Annotated in this window: 19 protein-coding genes; all 19 read right to left on the bottom strand. The window is 42.3% G+C overall.

Annotated features, from left to right (window positions below):
- Positions 1 to 42 precede the first annotated feature (42 nt).
- Positions 43 to 1,299, bottom strand: coding sequence for an RIP metalloprotease RseP (gene rseP, locus B9Z54_RS18805; RefSeq protein WP_113929925.1), 1,257 nt, complete (start codon positions 1,297 to 1,299; stop codon positions 43 to 45).
- A 371-nt stretch (positions 1,300 to 1,670) separates the two neighbouring features.
- Positions 1,671 to 2,822: a 1-deoxy-D-xylulose-5-phosphate reductoisomerase gene (gene dxr, locus B9Z54_RS18800; RefSeq protein WP_113929924.1), complete on the bottom strand. Its 1,152-nt coding sequence runs from the start codon at positions 2,820 to 2,822 to the stop codon at positions 1,671 to 1,673.
- Between the two features lie 71 nt (positions 2,823 to 2,893).
- Positions 2,894 to 3,688, bottom strand: coding sequence for a phosphatidate cytidylyltransferase (locus B9Z54_RS18795; protein WP_113929923.1), 795 nt, complete (start codon positions 3,686 to 3,688; stop codon positions 2,894 to 2,896).
- Positions 3,685 to 4,479: an isoprenyl transferase gene (locus tag B9Z54_RS18790; protein WP_113929922.1), complete on the bottom strand. Its 795-nt coding sequence runs from the start codon at positions 4,477 to 4,479 to the stop codon at positions 3,685 to 3,687. Before B9Z54_RS18790 ends, B9Z54_RS18795 begins: the two co-directional genes overlap by 4 nt.
- A gap of 797 nt (positions 4,480 to 5,276) precedes the next feature.
- Complete coding sequence (gene frr, locus B9Z54_RS18785; RefSeq protein WP_113929921.1) at positions 5,277 to 5,834, bottom strand: ribosome recycling factor; 558 nt, start codon at positions 5,832 to 5,834, stop codon at positions 5,277 to 5,279.
- On the bottom strand, positions 5,834 to 6,559 hold the full coding sequence (gene pyrH / locus B9Z54_RS18780) for a UMP kinase (protein ID WP_113929920.1): 726 nt from the start codon (positions 6,557 to 6,559) through the stop codon (positions 5,834 to 5,836). Before pyrH ends, frr begins: the two co-directional genes overlap by 1 nt.
- A 120-nt stretch (positions 6,560 to 6,679) precedes the next feature.
- Positions 6,680 to 7,564, bottom strand: coding sequence for a translation elongation factor Ts (tsf, locus tag B9Z54_RS18775; RefSeq protein WP_113929919.1), 885 nt, complete (start codon positions 7,562 to 7,564; stop codon positions 6,680 to 6,682).
- Positions 7,565 to 7,784: 220 nt separating this feature from the next.
- Positions 7,785 to 8,495, bottom strand: coding sequence for a 30S ribosomal protein S2 (gene rpsB, locus B9Z54_RS18770; protein WP_113929918.1), 711 nt, complete (start codon positions 8,493 to 8,495; stop codon positions 7,785 to 7,787).
- A 156-nt stretch (positions 8,496 to 8,651) separates the two neighbouring features.
- Positions 8,652 to 9,188, bottom strand: coding sequence for a hypothetical protein (locus tag B9Z54_RS18765; protein WP_162785288.1), 537 nt, complete (start codon positions 9,186 to 9,188; stop codon positions 8,652 to 8,654).
- A gap of 96 nt (positions 9,189 to 9,284) precedes the next feature.
- Complete coding sequence (locus B9Z54_RS18760) at positions 9,285 to 10,040, bottom strand: FliA/WhiG family RNA polymerase sigma factor (protein WP_113929916.1); 756 nt, start codon at positions 10,038 to 10,040, stop codon at positions 9,285 to 9,287.
- Positions 10,041 to 10,107: 67 nt separating this feature from the next.
- Positions 10,108 to 10,461, bottom strand: a complete 354-nt coding sequence (locus tag B9Z54_RS18755; RefSeq protein WP_162785287.1) for a hypothetical protein — start codon at positions 10,459 to 10,461, stop codon at positions 10,108 to 10,110.
- Positions 10,424 to 10,879, bottom strand: coding sequence for a chemotaxis protein CheD (locus B9Z54_RS18750; RefSeq protein ID WP_113930126.1), 456 nt, complete (start codon positions 10,877 to 10,879; stop codon positions 10,424 to 10,426). Before B9Z54_RS18750 ends, B9Z54_RS18755 begins: the two co-directional genes overlap by 38 nt.
- A gap of 38 nt (positions 10,880 to 10,917) precedes the next feature.
- Entirely contained in the window at positions 10,918 to 11,553 is a 636-nt protein-coding gene (locus B9Z54_RS18745; RefSeq protein ID WP_113929914.1) for a chemotaxis protein CheC, read from the bottom strand.
- Positions 11,554 to 11,638: 85 nt separating this feature from the next.
- Positions 11,639 to 12,079 (bottom strand): chemotaxis protein CheW, encoded by a 441-nt coding sequence (locus B9Z54_RS18740; protein WP_113929913.1) that lies wholly within the window; start codon positions 12,077 to 12,079, stop codon positions 11,639 to 11,641.
- Positions 12,080 to 12,095: 16 nt separating this feature from the next.
- Entirely contained in the window at positions 12,096 to 14,165 is a 2,070-nt protein-coding gene (locus tag B9Z54_RS18735; protein ID WP_113929912.1) for a chemotaxis protein CheA, read from the bottom strand.
- A 15-nt stretch (positions 14,166 to 14,180) separates the two neighbouring features.
- Positions 14,181 to 15,257 carry a protein-glutamate methylesterase/protein-glutamine glutaminase gene (locus B9Z54_RS18730; protein ID WP_113929911.1) on the bottom strand — a complete coding sequence of 359 codons (1,077 nt, stop codon included), beginning with the start codon at positions 15,255 to 15,257 and terminating at the stop codon, positions 14,181 to 14,183.
- Positions 15,254 to 16,126, bottom strand: coding sequence for a MinD/ParA family protein (locus B9Z54_RS18725; protein WP_113929910.1), 873 nt, complete (start codon positions 16,124 to 16,126; stop codon positions 15,254 to 15,256). Before B9Z54_RS18725 ends, B9Z54_RS18730 begins: the two co-directional genes overlap by 4 nt.
- Complete coding sequence (gene flhF / locus B9Z54_RS18720) at positions 16,123 to 17,271, bottom strand: flagellar biosynthesis GTPase FlhF (RefSeq protein ID WP_113929909.1); 1,149 nt, start codon at positions 17,269 to 17,271, stop codon at positions 16,123 to 16,125. The genes B9Z54_RS18725 and flhF overlap by 4 nt, the downstream gene beginning before the upstream one ends.
- On the bottom strand, positions 17,268 to 19,304 hold the full coding sequence (flhA, locus tag B9Z54_RS18715; protein WP_113929908.1) for a flagellar biosynthesis protein FlhA: 2,037 nt from the start codon (positions 19,302 to 19,304) through the stop codon (positions 17,268 to 17,270). The genes flhF and flhA overlap by 4 nt, the downstream gene beginning before the upstream one ends.
- Between the last annotated feature and the right edge of the window lie 25 nt (positions 19,305 to 19,329).

Genomic DNA, 19,329 nt, shown 5'->3' with positions numbered 1-19,329 from the left:
AAAGAGAACGAACAGGTTCATTCTCTTTCCTTGCTTTACGATCTAAAGGAAGAAACGCTGGATATCATTCCAGGTTACAACCAGCATCAGAACCATCAGCAGAGCAAAACCAATGAAGTGGACCATGCCTTCTTTATGCCGGTCTACAGGTTTGCCTCTTACCGCTTCCACAAGGAAGAACATCAATCTTCCGCCATCAAGTGCAGGGATAGGAAGAAGGTTCATGATTCCCAAATTGATGCTGAGGATCGCTCCCCAATTCATTAAATTATATATTCCAGATTTGGCGACGATATCAGTCGATTGATAGATACCGACAGGACCTGATAGTGCATCAATTGAAAATTGCCCAGTTATAAGCTTGCCCAGCATGACAAAAATCAGCTTGGTCCATTCATAGGTTTGAGTAAAACCGTTACTGACAACTTTCAAGGGAGATTTTTCAACAGGATTATAAGCTCCTATAATACCTATTTCCTGGTCTTCAATCACTTGCGGCTTTGGAGTCACTGCAATTTCCTCAGTAGCTCCATCACGATCAATGGTGAATACCAGTTCGTCGCCAGGATGCTTCTGAATGATTGCAACGATATCTTCCCATGTGGAAATTTCGTTGCCGTCGACACTTAATACTTCGTCACCCTGCTGAAGCCCGGCTTCTTTTGCAGCCCCATCTTCCGTAAGCTTTCCAAGTACAGGTTCATCCACGGGAACACCTTGCATCAAGCCCACTATTAAAAAGATAAAGAACGCCAGGATAAAGTTGAATAACGGACCTGCAAAAATGGCCATCGCTCTCTGGCCTAAAGTTTTGGAAGCAAACTGACGGTCCCATGGAGCCACTTGAGTTTCAACTCCATCTTCAATAATGACCGCATCTCTTCCAATAGAGAAAGTCTTCAGCTCTTCTTCTCCATCTTCATACCCCCGGATGAACAACTTGTGTTCCAAATCACTTTCTTCTACTTCAACCACACGGATATCAGGGTATCTATCCTTATTGTTAATTATGATTTTTTGGATTGTTTCTTCATTATCAAGAACCAAACCAATTCTGTATCCAGGTTTCAAATCGACCATTTCCGGATCTTCTCCCGCCATGCGGACAAAGCCTCCAAGCGGCAGCAGCCTGATCGTATAAGTTGTTTCTGATTTTTTATATGAAAATACTTTTGGCCCAAAACCAATAGCAAACTCCCGGCACATGATTCCAGCTCTTTTGGCAAAAATCAAGTGTCCCAATTCATGGAAGAAAACAAGTGCGCCAAATATGATAATAAAGGCTATCACTGTCTGCAAATAGAAAACCACCTTTGTAAAGTATGTGTCGATGAAATTCATTTGTACTGTTAAAAAATCTGCATTCTGCAGTAATACCCTTTAACGATGCAAGAGGACTTTCTAAGTACCAACATCGTAGAGATTCTGGCTGAAAGCACTGAATTTCCGTTTTAGGTTCACAATCCAATCCTCTTCTGGTAAGGAAAGCAGCGGTAATTCACCTGTCACTAACAGCATTCATTAGAAAGTCTTGAAAAAACGAATAGAAACAAATGATTTATAGGTCCACTTTTGTTTCTGCAGGGGTAATGGCGCATCAAATTCATCGCGCTCTAGTGGTAAACATACCACATAACTATACATTAGAGCTGCAGTGTGTAGCACTTCCTTTAACCTAGTTTCAATTCATTGACAAATCGACGTGTATCAGAATCGATGACCTTGATGGTCTCTAAGTCAGGCTGTTTGATCAACTCGTGTTTTGACAGGGATTTTTCAATGAGTGTCTCTATATCCAGGAAGGATATTTCCCCATTGAGGAATCTCGCTACCGCTGCTTCATTGGCAGCATTCAGGACAGCAGGCATGGAACCGCCTGCCTTTCCTGCCTCAAAACAATAATCAAGGCAGCGGAACCGTTTAAAATCCATTTCCTCAAAATGCAGCTTCCCTATCTCCGCCAGGTTCAGCCTGCTGCCTCCCGGTCTTTCAAATCGATCAGGGTAAGTCAGGGCATATTGGATCGGAACCCTCATGTCAGGGGTACCAAGCTGACCCATGACTGAACTATCATGGAATTCCACCATAGAATGGATAATGCTTTCTCTATGTAATAAAACCTTTATATTCTCATAAGGAATTCCGAACAGCCAATGGGCTTCTATAACTTCCAAACCTTTATTCATCATTGTTGCCGAGTCTATTGTTATTTTTGCACCCATTGACCAATTAGGATGGTTGAGCGCTTCATCTACCGTTACTCCTTCAAGCTCCTCCCTGGTGCGATCACGGAAGCTGCCGCCGGAAGCTGTAATAACCAAGGATTCAATATTCTTTGGATTTTCACCTTGCAGGCATTGAAAGATAGCTGAATGCTCACTGTCAACCGGCAAGAGCGTGACTCCGTTCTTCCGGGCAGCTTCCATCACAATATGGCCGGCAGTCACAAGGGTTTCCTTATTGGCGATCGCAATTGTTTTCCCCGCCTCTATGGCTTTCAGTGTGGGGTAAAGACCGACACTTCCCAAGACGGCATTCACCAGAATTTCCGTATCCTGGTGACAGGCTGCTTCAAGAAGCCCTTCCTCTCCCCAAAGAACTTTTGTACCCGCCGGCACCTCATTCTTCAGCACAAGTGCATCTTCTTCCATTTGGACTGAAACAAACTTGGGTTTGAATTCATTAATAATTTTGCGGGTCTCAGCAATATTTCTTCCCGTTGAGATAGCTGTTAGTTCGAATTGTTCCTTGTTTTCTCGAATAACATCAAGGGTTTGCATTCCGATAGAACCGGTTGCCCCCATTAGACTAATCTTCTTCAAAAGCATTCACTCCTACAATAAGACCATTCAATAAGCCTATTTTGTCTGCTGGATTGGTTATTCCAAAAATCTTATAATACGTTTAAAAAATGAAGCAAGGGCAGTACGAATAACAAGCTGTCAAAACGGTCCAAGATCCCGCCATGGCCAGGCAGTAAATGGCCGGAATCTTTCACATTATAATGGCGTTTCAAAGCTGATTCCACCAAATCGCCTATTTGTCCAAAAACAGACAAGATTGCAGAAACGATTAATAACTTAGGAAGTGAAACTGTCAAGTCAGCAAATAATGTGAAAATGATGGCCACCAGCATGGCACAAATAACTCCGCCTACCGATCCTTCGATTGTCTTGTTTGGACTTATATCCGGCCAGAGCTTCCGTTTACCAAAAGCCCGTCCAATGAAATAAGCTCCTGAATCAGTTGCCCATATCAAAAACAGCGAGTAAAAAACAAACTCTATTCCGGCATCCGCATTCCTGGTTTCGATAAAGTAGTAAAAACCGATCCCGACATACAGGGTTGCCAAAATTGAAAATGCCGCATCATCAAAGGAAAAACGGTTTTTTGCAGCAACCGTGTACGTCAGGAATAACAATACGGCAAGCAAAGCAAGCTCAATCTTGCTGTATCCCAACCCCTCTATTACTCCAATATATTGATCAGGCAGTAAAAAAATCCATAAAAGTGCAATAGAAATTATGCCGGGTATTGAAAGTATGTTCAAATTCCTCATCTTCAAGGCTTCATAAAGCCCGATAGTCGCAATAAGATAAGTTAAAATTAAAAATGGCGTACCGCCGAACAGTACTATCGGCAGAAAAACTGCCGCTGCTATGACACCAGTCAGTATTCTTTGTTTCATTCCAATTCCTCACTTTGTATACCGCCGAACCTTCTTGACCTGCCTTGATAAGCTTCAATCGCTTCTATCAAATGTTCTTCCTGAAAATCCGGCCACAGAACAGGTGTAAACCAAAATTCAGTATACGCCAGCTGCCAAAGCATAAAATTGCTGAGCCTGATTTCCCCGCTGGTTCGAATTAAAAGATCAGGGTCGGGAAGATCTTTTGTCAATAAGTAATTAGAGAAGGTTTCTTCGTTTATTTCATTTTTATCTATTATACCATTGCTGACATCATTTAAGACATCCTTTACAGCTTCTATGATTTCAAAACGGCTGCCATAGTTAAGGGCGAAGTTTAAAATCAGCCCATCGTTTTGTTCAGTTTCTTTCATGGCCCTCTTGATGGCATTAGCTGTATGTGACGGCAGTTTATCCTCATACCCCATCATCGTCACACGGACATTCTCTTCAATTAATTCAGGCAGGAAAGTCCCCAGGAACTCCTCGGGGAGCTTCATCAAATAATCGACTTCCATTTTCGGCCTTTTCCAGTTCTCTGTTGAAAAGGCATACAGTGTCAATGTTTTGACTCCAAGCTCATTAGCCATTCTTGTAATTTTGCGAACGACTTTCATTCCCTCATGATGGCCGGCTATTCTTGGCAGAGCCCTCTTTTTGGCCCATCTTCCATTGCCATCCATAATAATAGCAATATGGCCTGGAATTTTATACTTTAAGACTTCATGAAATTTTTCGTCAACATTGGACTTATCCTTTTGACTTTTCCATAATTTCATTCTATTTAACATAAATGATCCTCCACAAAAACAATAGTATCAATTTTAGTTTAACGCCAGCTTAGTACATTGTTTATTCAACAATATCCGTTTATTTTTCATATATAATCATCACTGTATTAAAATCTCTTATTCTAAACTTTACATGCATATTCAACAGCGTTTTTCCGTTGCATCTGCCAAAACAAACTCAACAAAGAATATAGACGATGCTTCAGTAATAATAACATAATTTATAAGCAAGAGGATTTTCAATAGAAACTAAAATCGGCTTTGATAACTTTTTCCCTACTATCATATCAAAAATATGTATATTTATCTTTAAAAACAGAAATCCCTTTACTTAATGTATGTTATGTATTTAGACTGGGCGCATGCTTTAAGCAGTGCTGCTATATGAATGAGTAATAGAATTCTGCTTCAATATTTTTACAAGATTCACGGTTAAGGTCAACTTAGAATAAACGGGGGCGGTCCCAAAAAGGTCCCCTGCAGTTTTAATTTGAAAGGAAATGACGTTTTCAGAAACTTCGCTGCAATTTACTATCAATTTAGCAAGATAGCGCAATGCTTCACAGGAAAATTTCCAGGCAGACAAGAAAGAATAGAGTTTCTCTCCCCTGCTTAGAGCGAAAAGCCTGGTACCACAGTGATAATCAGGCCATTAGGATTTTTCTTAAAGAAACAATATATGCGGATACAGCCTTTGAAAGACAGCGTTGAATATAATGAATACTAAGGTATATGTAAAATGTAGAGATGAAAAAAACCCCCTGAACAGAGGGTTTCGATGCACTTTCTGTATGGAATTAAACTTCCAGGATTTCTTTTTCTTTGTCTTTCGCTATAGAGTCAATTTGAGTGATATGGTCATCTGTCAGTTTTTGAACATCATCAGAATATCCGCGAAGATCATCTTCAGTGATTTCGCCATTTTTTTCTAACTTCTTCAAATCATCATTTGCATCACGACGAATATTGCGAATCGCCACTTTAGCATCTTCTGCTTCTTTTTTGACAAGTTTCACTAGATCCTTGCGGCGTTCTTCTGTTAATTGTGGAATCACAATACGCAGAATGTTTCCATCACTTGAAGGTGTGATGCCTAAATCCGACTTTAAGATAGCCTTTTCAATGTCACCCAATGCAGATTTATCGTAAGGCTGGATGACAAGCATTCTTGCTTCAGGTACAGAAATACCCGCTAATTGGTTTACTGGTGTTGGAGCCCCGTAATATTCGACAGTAATCTTATCCAGTAAAGAAGCATTTGCTCTTCCCGCACGGATAGAAGCCAGTTCCCTTGTAAAAGTTTGAATTGCTTTACTCATTCTTTCTTTTGTATTGGACATAGTATTGCTTGGCATTATCCTTTCCCCCTTACCATAGTTCCGATTGATTCGCCCATAACGGCGCGTTTAATGTTTCCATCCTCAGAAATTGAGAAGACGATGAGCGGAATATCATTGTCCATGCATAGAGATGAAGCAGTGGAATCCATGACAGCCAGCCCTTCCTTGATTACTTCCAGATAAGAAAGTTCATCGTATTTCACCGCATTTGCATCCGTTTTAGGATCAGCGGTATAAACACCATCGACATTGTTTTTAGCCATAAGGATTACTTCCGCTTCAATTTCAGCAGCTCTCAAAGCAGCAGTCGTGTCAGTTGAAAAGTATGGATTTCCAGTACCCGCTGCAAAGATTACAACCCGTTTTTTCTCAAGATGGCGTATCGCCCTGCGCCGGATATACGGTTCTGCTACCTGTCGCATATCAATTGACGTCTGGACACGGGTTTCGATTCCGATTTGTTCCAGGCTGTCCTGAAGTGCCAATGAGTTCATCACGGTTGCAAGCATTCCCATATAATCAGCAGACGCTCGGTCCATCCCCATTTCGCTGCCGACTTTGCCGCGCCAGATATTTCCCCCGCCTACTACAACAGCGACTTCCACACCCAGTTCCGCAATTTCTTTCACATCTTCGGCTACATTTTTGATGATGGAAGGGCTAAGGCCGAATCCCTGTTCACCAGCCAAAGCTTCACCACTTAGTTTTAATACTACTCTTTTATACTTTGGAATGCTCATTTGAACCTCCATATGTAGTTGAATTTTTTATACAAATCTGCTTGGTTCCTGTAATTACTTTTTGAAAAAGAGGGAACACACAGTGTGTTCCCTTTTTTGAATAAAGCATACCCTGTGGGCTTACTTCTTATTTACTTGACTCATTACTTCATCAGCGAAGTTTTCTTGGCGTTTCTCGATTCCTTCTCCAACTTCATAACGAGTGAAATCCTTCAATTCAGCTTTGTTCGTTTCAAGGAATTGACGTACTTTTTGATCAGGGTTTTTAACAAATGGCTGATCAAGAATACAAACATCTTCAAAGAATTTGCCAAGGCGGCCTTCCACCATTTTTGCTACGATGTTTTCCGGCTTGCCTTCGTTAAGTGCTTGTTGAGTAAGAAGTTCACGCTCACGCTCAACTTCTTCTTCAGATACTTGGTCACGTGATACATATTTAGGGTTCAGCGCAGCTGCGTGCATTGCAACGTCTTTAGCAACATCAGCATCAGTTGTTCCTTCAACCACACTAAGTACCGCAATTCTTCCACCCATATGCAGGTATTCACCAAATGCACCATTGTCAGTTTTTGTGCGGATTTCAAAACGGCGAAGAGTGATCTTCTCACCGATCTTAGCAATTGCAGAGTTGATGAATTCACCAACAGTGCTGCCATTAGCCATTGTCTGCTCAAGAGCTTCTTCAACATTGGCAGGCTTGTTTGTCAACAAATGTTGAGAAAGTTCTTTTACAACGCTTTGGAAGTTTTCGTTTTTGGCAACGAAATCAGTTTCAGCGTTGACTTCAAGTACAACCGCAGTATTTCCTTCACTCTGGATGAAAGTCGTACCTTCAGCTGCAATACGGTCAGCTTTTTTAGCTGCCTTTGCAATACCTTTTTCACGAAGAAAGTCGATTGCTTTGTCCATGTCGCCGTCTGTTTCTTGTAAAGCTTTTTTACAATCCATCATTCCAGCGCCAGTTTTTTCACGAAGTTCTTTTACCATTTGCGCAGTAATTGCCATAATGATATTCCTCCTTAAAGTATAATATGTAAGCTTTAGAAGCTTGTACTCTAATTTTCCAGCTCTGTTTGAACAGTGCCGCTTTTTTAAAAAAAGGTGATAAGGGGTATCCTCTCATCACCTTTTCAAGTCAACCGGACAGAATATGATCCACAGCCTTTTCTGCTAATAGAAATGGACAGAAAGCCTGTTTTGCATATCAGCCGGTCTCAAGCTTAAATTACTCTGCCGCAGTTACAGCAGCTTCTTCGCCTTGCTTAGCTTCAAGGATAGCATCTGCCATTTTTGAAGTAAGAAGTTTTACAGCACGGATTGCATCATCATTTGCAGGGATGACAACATCGATTTCATCCGGATCACAGTTCGTATCAACGATACCTACGATAGGGATGTTCAATTTGCGTGCTTCCGCAACAGCGATACGCTCTTTGCGAGGGTCGATGATGAATAGTGCATCAGGAAGTTCCTGCATATCTTTAATTCCGCCAAGGAATTTAACTAAGCGCTCATGTTCTTTTTTCAATTGTACTACTTCTTTCTTCGGAAGAACTTCAAAAGTTCCGTCTTCTTCCATCTTTTCGATTTGCTTAAGACGGGAGATACGCTTTTGAATTGTTTCGAAGTTTGTTAAAGTACCACCTAACCAGCGTTGGTTGATGAAGTACATACCAGCACGTTCTGCTTCTTCTTTAACAGACTCCTGTGCTTGTTTCTTTGTTCCAACGAAAAGGACTTTTCCGCCGTTTCCAGCTAGTTCCTTTACGAAGTTGTAAGCTTCTTCAACCTTTTTAACTGTTTTTTGAAGGTCGATGATGTAGATGCCGTTACGCTCTGTGAAGATATACTTCTTCATTTTAGGGTTCCAACGGCGGGTCTGGTGACCGAAATGAACACCAGCTTCAAGCAATTGTTTCATAGAAATTACTGACATGTGTGTTTCCTCCTAATTGGTTTTTATATTCCTCCGCTTATGATCATCTCCAGACAGAAACTTTTTTCAAGCACCTTCTGCCAGAATCCCATAGCGTGTGTAATCACACCGTTAACTAATATAGCACAATCATTCAGGGCAATCAAGAAATTTAATTTATTTTTGGCGGAATTTCAATGCAAGCTCAATTTCGGTAACACCTTTACCTAATTCCCTTGCTATCTCTTCAAGTGTATACCCTTTCTCTTGCAGTCTCTTTATTCTGCCGTAGAAGGAATTTTCATTAGAAGAAGTTTCGATCTCCTTCTGAGGAATATCCTTATCTACCGGAGGTTCGGAGCCAGGTACACTTTCCTGCTTATAGGCCCTGACTGCACTCATGCGTTTATATGAATGATTATCGACTGTCGTGTTTTCTGGGTCAATCTCTGAAGGACGGGACTCCTCTTTCAATGAGATGTCAGCCGCTGTTTTTATTTTTTCAACTTTAGCCTTGCTTCTGTCGTCTTTTTTCTCCTTGACTGCCTGGAACTGCTGTATGAATCGGTCATTGTCCTCTTTCATTTCGAGAAGGTATGAGGATATTACATCTTCCATCTCTTTAACGGCTTTTTCCTGCCTCTCCTCAATCTCCAGGAGTCTATTTTGTCTTGTATATAGCAAAGCGATGGCTAAAAAGGCTGCTATGTTCAAGGTAAAGGAAATAAAATTAAAAATGTCTGCATCATTTCACCGCAATTTCTTTTATTCAATAGTTTAAAGGGCAATCTTTCAAACTTCAATGGCTTCTCAGCCAAGTAAATTGCGAAGCTTAAATATAGCTTTTGAATGGATCTGTGAAATCCTGGATGTTGAGAGACTCATTACCTCTCCTATTTCTGTAAGGGTAAGTTCCTCATAATAGAACAAACTTAGAACAGTCTGTTCCTTTTCTGATAATGACCGAATGGTTTCTGTCAATTCTTCTATATTTTCACTTTTAAGCAATTGGGCTTCGGGAAGGATCGTTTGTTCGTCTTTAATAGAAAACGAATGCTGCCCGTCGTTTTCTTCGTCTGTCAGCTGTTCATCAATGGAAAGAACATTGGCTAGGAAGTATTCATTCATGGTCTGGTATACTTCTCCTTCATCCATTTGTAATTCCTCAGCTAATTCTTCCGGCGTTACATGGCGCAGCATTTTTTGTTCCATTGATTCAATCTTTGCCTCGATTTTCTTGGCTCTCTCCCTGGTGGAGCGCGGAAGCCAATCTTCTTTTCTAAGACCATCAATTATGGAACCCCTCACCCTGAAGGAAGCATATGTGTCGAATTTCAAATCCCTGGATGGGTCGAACTTTTCCAAGGCATCCAGTAATCCCATAAGTCCAAGGCTTTTCAGGTCTTCGCGGGAAACGTTTTTGGGCAATCCCACTGAAACTCTTTGAACATGATAAGAAACAAGCGGCAAGTACTTTTTGACCAGCATATCGCCCGCATGCGGGTCTTTTGATTTTTTCCAAAGATCCCAATACTTTTGTTCATCCATCGTAGAGGGCTGAGACATAATACTCCTCCTCCCGGCTTTTCAATATTGGCTGGTTTTCGGCAGCGAATCATCAGAAACCTGCTGATTACTCCTCTTTCATAAGGGTGCGGATTACAGCAGCTATTTCGTCCTCGCCATACTCTTTATTTGCAGCTGAAGGTGTACCCTTCCAATGCTGACCGGCTTCCGGGATTACCGGAATTCCTTCTTCCTTTTCTGCAGGAGGCTTTTCCATTCCCAAATGAATCAGCTTCCTTATACCGGACATCAGGAAGAAGAAAGCAGCTGCTGTAAGAAATGAATCTAATAAAACTTTTCCAGGTGTTCCATCAGGAAATGCAAGAAAAAATACAAACTGAAACCAAATAGAGCAAAACAGAAGTTCCAATAAAGCGTTCCCGTCATATATCCTTAATACCCATATTGACTGTCCTGACATTCAACATGAAAGAATGTAGATGGAACTCAATTGTCCTGCCATTACTGCCTCCCACATCCTTGGAGATTAATGGAATCCCAAGGTTTTCAAGGACGTTTGTTACGGCTTCCACATTTCTTGGCCCGATTCTCATTAATTCACTTCCGGTGGTGAATTGAAACATTTGGGCACCACCGGCTATTTTTGCTTTCATTCTGCTCAGCCTTCCCCCTTGTTGCGAAAGGGTGTCTGCTAATTCCCTGACACCTGTATCAGCAAACTTGGCAAGGTTGAAACTGCTGTCTTTAGCAAGGTTCGAAGAAGGAAGCATCACATGGACCATTCCAGCCAGCGGCACGACCTCATCATATAAGACTACCCCTACACAAGAACCTAATCCAGATGTTCTGATAGATTGATTTCCTTTGGCAATTTTCATATCGGCTATACCCACTCTTACTACATCTTCCACAAGAGTCACGACTCCACACCAAGCGACCTGAAAATAATATCGAAAGAATCGGGGTCGGGAAGCAGGAAGAAGTGGCCCTTGACGCTTTCTATCTCCGGTATATCATCTTCCTTTAATGCAGTATCAATCACGATTGCCGTATCACTCTTTTGAGAGACTTCCAACAGCCCGAAACTTATTACAGCCCCAGCCATGTCAACTGATAGTGCAGGTACGGAAGGGTAGAGATTAAGATTGGTGAAATCACTCAATGATGAGAGATAAGAACCTGAGAGAATATTGCCAAGTTCCTGCATTGCCGACATCCCCAGCTCAGAGTATGGAGGCTTTTCAAAAGAAAAATCTTTCTCTCCTGTCATCTGCTGAATGAAACGGGCACCCTGTGACAAAGGGAGGATGAAGAACATGCTCCCCGGCGCTTCCCCTTCAATCCTAAGAAAGACGCTCACCACAACATTATCCGGTCCACCGGCCATTTCCATCATTTCATCAAAGGACACTACTCTGACTTTCGGGACCTTCATATCAATTTTTTTATTCAACAAAGTGGATAATGCTGTTGCAGCATTCCCTGCCCCGATATTGCCGATTTCTTTCAGGATATCCAAGTGCAGGCTCGTAATCCGGTGTTCAAATCCCATAAATAATAACCCCAGTTTGATAGTATTTGGAACAATTTCATCGAACGATCTTAAAGCTCCGGCATTTCAGCGGCTCAGCCTTAAGTTAGATAAGCACTTCTTCCAGGTTCAATAGAACAAGGAGCCTCTTTTCAAGCTTGGCTACCCCGCTGATATAATCCGATTCTACTGCCCCAACGACCTCAGGCTGTGACTCGATTGCTTGAGACGGGATGTCCAGCACATCATTGGCAGCGTCTACGACCAGTCCAACTTCCTTGTCATTGACACCCGCAATAATTACCCGGGTGTCATCAGTATGGGCTTCTTCCGGTAGTGAAAACCTGATTCTTAAATCAATGACAGGAGTCACAACTCCGCGCAGATTGATGACACCTTTTACGAAAGGAGCAGCTTTTGGAACACGGGTAATATGCTGGACTTTTTCTATAGAGCGTACCTGCCTTACGGGTATGGCATATTCTTTTCCCATTAATTGAAAAACAATCACTTTTACATTTTCAGCAACTGCAGCATTCTCACTCATTCTCTTTGGCCTCCCATTATTTGATCAACGCATTGCAGTCCACTATCAAAGCGACCTGTCCGTCGCCAAGGATTGTTGCGCCTGAAATGGCAAATACGTCTGTAAGATAATTCCCAAGGGATTTTAGTACCACTTCTTGCTGCCCGATAAAGGAATCAACAACTAATCCCGCCATTCTATCTCCCTTGCGGACAATAACGACAGAATAGTATTCATTCCCCTCCCGTTCTGCAACTTGGAACACTTCTTCCAGGAACAGCAGCGGTACAACCTTGCCTCTGAAATCAATCACTTGTTGATTGTGGGCATTTAAGATGTCTTCTCTTTTTATGATGGCTGTTTCAATAATCGAAGACAATGGTATGGCGTATTTCTCTTCTTCCACTTCAACCAGCATCACAGAAATTATGGACAATGTAAGCGGAAGCTGGATGGAGAAAGTGCTTCCTTCTCCCAGTTCAGAATCAATAGTGATAGATCCGCCAAGAGATTCGATTGTTGCTTTTACAACATCCAATCCTACTCCTCTTCCAGAAATGTCGGAAATGGTTTCTGCTGTAGAAAATCCTGAGGCAAGGATCAGTTCATACACTTGCCTGTCAGATAAGGCAGTGGCAGACTCTTCTGATACCACACCTTGGGAAATAGCTTTCTTCAAAACTTTTTCCCTGCTTATTCCGCCTCCATTATCGGCGATCTCTATAAAGACATGGTTGCCGCTATGATAGGCTTTGAGAGTTACCTTTCCTTCTTCGGGCTTTCCATTTTGCCTGCGGATTTGAGGAGTTTCTATACCATGGTCTATGGCATTTCTAAGCAAATGGACGAGCGGATCTCCAATTTCATCTATTACAGTCCGGTCCAACTCTGTCTCCGCTCCTATAATTTCAAGTTCTATCTTCTTATCCAGATCTCTGGCAAGCTGTCTGATCATTCGAGGGAATCTGTTAAATACGGTTTCTACTGGTACCATTCTCATGTTAAGAATGATGTTTTGCAGGTCTCCGGAAATTCTTGACATCCTCTCAACCGTTTCATTCAATTCGGGATGATCCAGTTCTTTTGAAATCTGCTCAAGCCTTCCTCTGTCAATGACAAGCTCTTCAAAAAGATTCATTAATATATCCAACCGTTCAATGTTCACCCTGATTGTCTTATTGCCGGCAGCTGCTTGTTTGGATGGAGTATCCTTCTTATCTGTTTTTACAGCGAGAGTGGTTGAATCGTAATCCTTCTTATCTGTATCTTTACCTGATACAGGCTTGCCGACAGCAGTACCCTGGCCATCATCGATAGGCTGTTCTTCATTTTGTTTATGTAGTTGTATTGGATGGACATCAACCTTATCAACCTCTGAAACTTTCAAAACCTTTTTCTTGATTTCTTCTTGGGATTCTTTGGTGACTATGCTCACCATGAAATGATGGTCAAAGTTTTCTTCCTCTAATATATCTACAGCAGGTACTGATTTGATGACTTCTCCGCATTTTTCCAATACCTCGAAAACCATAAATACTCTCGCTGCTTTCAACAGACAGTCTTCTCTTAAGATAACTGCGATTTCAAAACAGCTAAATCCCTGCTCCTTTGACTGTTGAATGACCGTCTGTTCAAATTGGTCGTATTCAGCTCCAAGTGAGTTATGCGGCTCAATTTCCATAACAGCAGCGGCAGCTTCTTTTTGTGCCTCCATACTCTCTAAAGATTCACCTTTTTCTGCAAGTGCCAGTTTCTTGACGATTTCAGTGACGTCCCGTTTGCCGTCCCCGCCTTCAGCAATGGACATGACCATTGCTTCAAGGTCATCGACAGCCAAGAAAACAACATCCAATATCAGCGAAGATACTTTGAGTTTATTATTGCGGATAGCATCCAGGACGTTCTCCATTTGATGGGTCAAATTAGCAAGGTCTTCGTACCCCATGGTAGCCGCCATACCTTTCAATGTATGGGCAGACCTGAATATTTCATTCACAATAGATAGATCTTCCGGGTTTTTCTCCAACTCCAGCAATTGGACATTACATGTTTGTAAATGTTCTTTACTTTCTTCAATAAAAACCTCTAAATACTGATTCAATTCCATGGTTTCCACACCTCTCTAGGGCATATACTTCATAATGCAGCCAGCGATATTTTCTAAAGCTTCAATGTCATCTACCAGATTTGTAGAGATGGCAGCCTTAGGCATTCCGTAAACAATACATGTATCCTCTGATTCAGCAATGGCTTTCACTCTGCCCTCACCCTTCAATTTTACCAGACCTTTAGACCCATCTGCACCCATTCCGGTCATTATAACAGCTATTTTGTCATACCCTGGCAGTTCACTGACAGATTCAAACATTACATCAACTGCAGGGCGGTGGCTGTTTCGCGGAGGTTGGAGTTCATCAAGGACAGCTTTCACGCCAAATCTATCATGTGTAACCTTTAAATGGTATCCTCCGGGAGCAATATAGGCAGTTCCGTTCTTTAATAGCTCTCCATCTTCTGCTTCTTTAACAGTCATGTCCGATAAAGTATTCAGCCGATTGGCCAAAGATTTTGTAAACCCAGCCGGCATATGCTGAACAATCAGGACCGGTGCAGGAATGGAAGAAGGGAGAGAAGTCACAACTTGCTGAAGTGCCCTGGGACCGCCTGTTGAAGTGCCTATGCAAATGATTTTCCTTGAAAGCCGGCTCCAAAGTTCTTTTCTATTTCGTTCTGGTTCTGCACTACTCCTGCGGGGCAGCAATTTAGTATTTTCTTTAACCGTCCCGAGTCGGTGTATGGGTACCTCACTGGCATTTAGGACCTTTGAAATCAAGTCTTCCTTCACTTTATGAAGATCCAGTGAAATAGCGCCTGATGGTTTTGCAACAAAGTCTATTGCGCCATTATTCATAGCTGTAATCGTGTTCTCTGCACCTTCCCTGGTTGTTGAAGAGAGCATAACGACAGGCAGAGGGCGGTTTTCCATTATCGATTTTAAGGCTTGAATCCCGTTCATCTCAGGCATTTCAACATCCATTGTGATGACATCGGGATTGAGCCTTTCGATTTTTTCTAAAGCATCCTTGCCATTTCTGGCAGTTCCGATGACTTCCAATCGGGTCGAACTTGAGAGGAAATCTGTTATCAACTTCCTCATAAAGGCCGAATCGTCCACCACCAAAACTTTTTTCCGGATCATTTACCTTTCCTCCTGAACAGAAGCCGTTTCAAATTGGATACGAACCCCTTTTTCTCTGCAGGTGTAAATGTAGTGACCCCTGCAAGATACTGTCCAAGTATACGATTTAATGACAAGGATATTTGAGATTGAGGAAAAGAGTTCAGCAGGGGAACTTGCCTGGTGACTGCTTTCCTTACTGAAGCATCTTCCGGCAGCACACCAAATAAAAATACTTCTTTGTTCAGGAATTTTGCCATTGCCTGCTTCAATCTGTTCAGGGTTTCCGTTCCCTCTTGTTCATTTTCAGCTCTGTTGCAAATGAGGTAAAACTCCTTGCCGCTGTCTTTCATATTGATGTACTTCATCATAGAATAGGCATCCGTGACAGCAGTCGGTTCAGGGGTGGTGACGACAAAAATATCTTCCACGGCCATTAGGATTTCCAAGGTATGCTGAGCAGCCCCTGCACCCATATCAAAAACAATATAATCATAGGAGTGAATGAGTTCTGCAAGGGCATTCAACAGCCTTTCAACGTCCTGTTCATCCCATTCCATAATATTCTGCAGGCCGTTCCCGGCACTGATATAAGATGACCCCTCTTCATCCGTGTATATGATTTCGCCTATTTGGGAAACGGGATTGTTTATAAAGTCAGCAATGGTTTTGTCCGGCTGTTTTCCGAGGATAATGTGGATATTCCCCATTCCGATATCAAGGTCAAACAGGAGAACCTTTTTACCTTTTTTCTGAAGTGCCAGTGAGAAATTCACTGCAAAGTTAGTTTTCCCCACGCCTCCCTTGCCGCTGACTACTGCAATGGTTTTTGCATTCCTTGACTGTGCTTCAAGCATCTTCAGCCTTAAACCCTGTGCCTGATCCTTCATTTAGAGATACCTTCCATCACTAATTCTACGATCTCTTTAGATGATGCCTCGGATATATCTTCAGGGACACTTTGACCCGAGGTGATATAAGCTGCACCCGTTTCTTCATTTCTCAACAGGTTGTACATAGTCCCATAGCTGGAAGTTTCATCAACCTTTGAAAAGATGAACTTTTCAATTGGAATATTGGAGAAATTCCTTATGATTTCATGTAAATCTTTTTCTTTCGAAGTCATTGACAGCACTAGGAATGTTTCCATATCATTTTTGAAGTCGATTATCTTTTCCAAATCTTTCACGTACTTCTCTTCTCTAAAATTACGTCCTGCGGTATCAATGAAGATGACGTCGTAATCCGAGAATTTATCGATTGCCTTCTTAAAGTCCTCCAGCTTGTATACAACTTCCAAGGGGACATTTAACAATTGTGCATACGTCTTTAATTGTTCTATGGCAGCTATTCTGTAAGTATCAGTAGTGATGAATGCGATTTTCTTTCGCTCTTCAAGAACTGCTTCCGAAGCCATTTTGGCCAGGGTGGTTGTCTTTCCGACGCCGGTAGGGCCAATAACATTAACATATTTTTTGTGATAGCTTATCCCGCCGAATTCAAAACCGGTCAACTTCAGCTGCAGAAAATCGGATAGAGATGAATTCAGTTCTTCACTAGAGACCTCTTTATTCTGTGTCAGGAGTGACAGATGCTCTGCCGCTTCAAAGATATACTTTTCATCCACATCCTGATCTTTTAGATACAAAAGAAGGTTTCGTATGGCCTCAGGATAATGTCCAAAGTCATCCTTCGTTTTTAATTGCCTTACAATACTTTGAAGCTCTGTGATTTCTTTCTTCAGCTCATGTGAACCGTTCCCAATGTCAGCTTCTGAAGGTACTTTCATTGCGGGAAGCGGCGGCTTTTCTTTAGTTTCAGCCGGAATATGCGCTGGACGCTTTTCTCTCGCTGTCTGGTTTGAATTAGGATCGATCGCTGCAATCACTTCAATATATTTCTTTTTGAATAACCCAAGAAATCCTCCTGTATAAATGATCTTGGAGTTCAATATGACAGCACTTTCCCCCAATTCAGCCCGTATATTCTTCATGGCTTCCGGCATAGTAGGTGCTGTAAATTTTTTCACTTTCATTCGACATTCACCAACCCTAAACTTTGGACTTCTACATTTGCCTCTAATTCATTGTAAGAAAGCGTCGGTACTTGAGGGAAGTACCTTTCAATCAGCTGCCTCACATACATCCTAATGGCAGGAGAACACAAAATGACAGGTGACTCTTCCATAAGGGACAATTGTTCCACTTGTGAGGCAAGTGCCTCCAAGACCCGCTGGGAGTCATTCGGATCCATCGAAAGATAGTTTCCATGCTCTGTCTGCTGAACAGCATCAGCAATTAATTTCTCGACTCTTCCAGAGAGGGTGACCACTTTAAGGCTCCCGCCCTGATCAACATATTGGGAAGTAATCTGTCTTGCCAGCGCCTGCCTGACATACTCCGCCAACAAATCTGTATCAGTGCTCATTTTTCCATAGTCAGCCAAGGTTTCAAATATGATGGGAAGGTTTCTGATGGAAACATTCTCTTTCAATAATTTCGCAAGAACTTTTTGCACTTCACCAACAGATAATGGATTCGGTGTGACTTCTTCTACAAGAATTGGATAGGATTCCTGAAGGTGATCGATAAGCTGCTTCGTCTCCTGTCTTCCAAGCAATTCATGTGCATTATTCTTGATCACTTCAGTGATATGTGTTGAAACGACTGACGGTGGATCTACCACGGTATAACCGAAAATCTCCGCCTGCTCTTTCATGTCTTCGCCAATCCACTTAGCGGGAAGGCCGAAGGAGGGTTCAACAGTATCAATTCCTTCGATGGACTCATCTTCCACTCCTGGACTCATGGCCAGGTAGTGGTCCAGCAGCAGTTCTCCTCTTGCCATTTCGTTCCCTTTAATTTTCAGCCTGTATTCATTAGGCTGTAATTGGATATTATCCCGTATGCGTACGACAGGAATAACTAATCCTAGTTCTATCGCCAGCTGTCTACGGATCATGACAACCCGGTCAAGGAGATCGCCTCCTTGGTTGGCATCGGCTAACGGTATTAGACCGTAACCGAATTCAAACTCAATCGGATCCACATTCAACAAGCTGACCACGCTCTCAGGGCTTTTCATTTCATCCTGTTCTCTCTCTTCTTCCATTTCAATGAGGTCTTCTTCATCTTCTTTTGGTGCCCGGGACAGCATATATCCGCCAATTCCAAGAGCAGCAGCTACTGGTATGGTCAGAATATCATTAATTGGAGTAAATAATCCCAGAAGAAAAATGGTGGCTCCCGAAACATACAGCATCGGCGGAAAAGCCAAAAGCTGATTCATGATATCCTGTCCGAGGTTTCCATCGGAGGCTGCCCTGGTCACAACAATACCGGTTGCGGTCGAAATCAAAAGAGCTGGAATCTGGCTGACGATTCCATCTCCCACTGTCAATAATGAATAGCGTGTGGCCGCCTCTCCTATTGGCAGCCCCTGCTGGGTCATCCCGATGATGATTCCGAAGATCAGGTTCATCATCACGATGATGATGCCGGCTATCGCATCCCCTTTGACAAATTTGGACGCACCATCCATGGCACCATAAAAGTCTGCTTCACTGCTTACTTTCTCCCTGCGTGCCCTGGCATCATGTTCGGAAATGATCCCGGCATTCAGGTCTGCATCTATACTCATCTGCTTACCCGGCATAGCATCAAGCGTAAATCTTGCTGCTACCTCGGAAACACGCTCCGAACCTTTGGTTATAACAACAAATTGAATGATAATCAAAATGATGAAAACTACAAGACCTACCAGGACATTTCCACCGACCACAAAAGTTCCAAAAGTTTCAACAACATCGCCTGCTTCTCCGTTACTGAGAATGGAACGGGTGGTTGACACATTCAGTCCCAGCCTGAACAGCGTCAATAGAAGCAGCAATGAAGGAAATATCGCAAATTGCAGCGGTTCGTTCATATTCATCGAGATCAGAAGGACCAGGAGAGCCAAGGCAATATTTATTATGATCAGTACACTTAACAGCCAAGGCGGAAAAGGAATGATGAGCATAGCTACTATAAGAATGACACTGGATAGTACTGATAAATCTCTTACTGACATCTGCATTCCCTCCTAACTTAAGCTG

The sequence above is a fragment of the Bacillus sp. P14.5 genome (assembly GCF_003316765.1).
GTDB lineage: Bacteria > Bacillota > Bacilli > Bacillales > Bacillaceae_B > Rossellomorea.
Note: the sequence above shows the minus strand (reverse complement) of the source record. Positions and strands in the feature narration are given on the sequence as shown.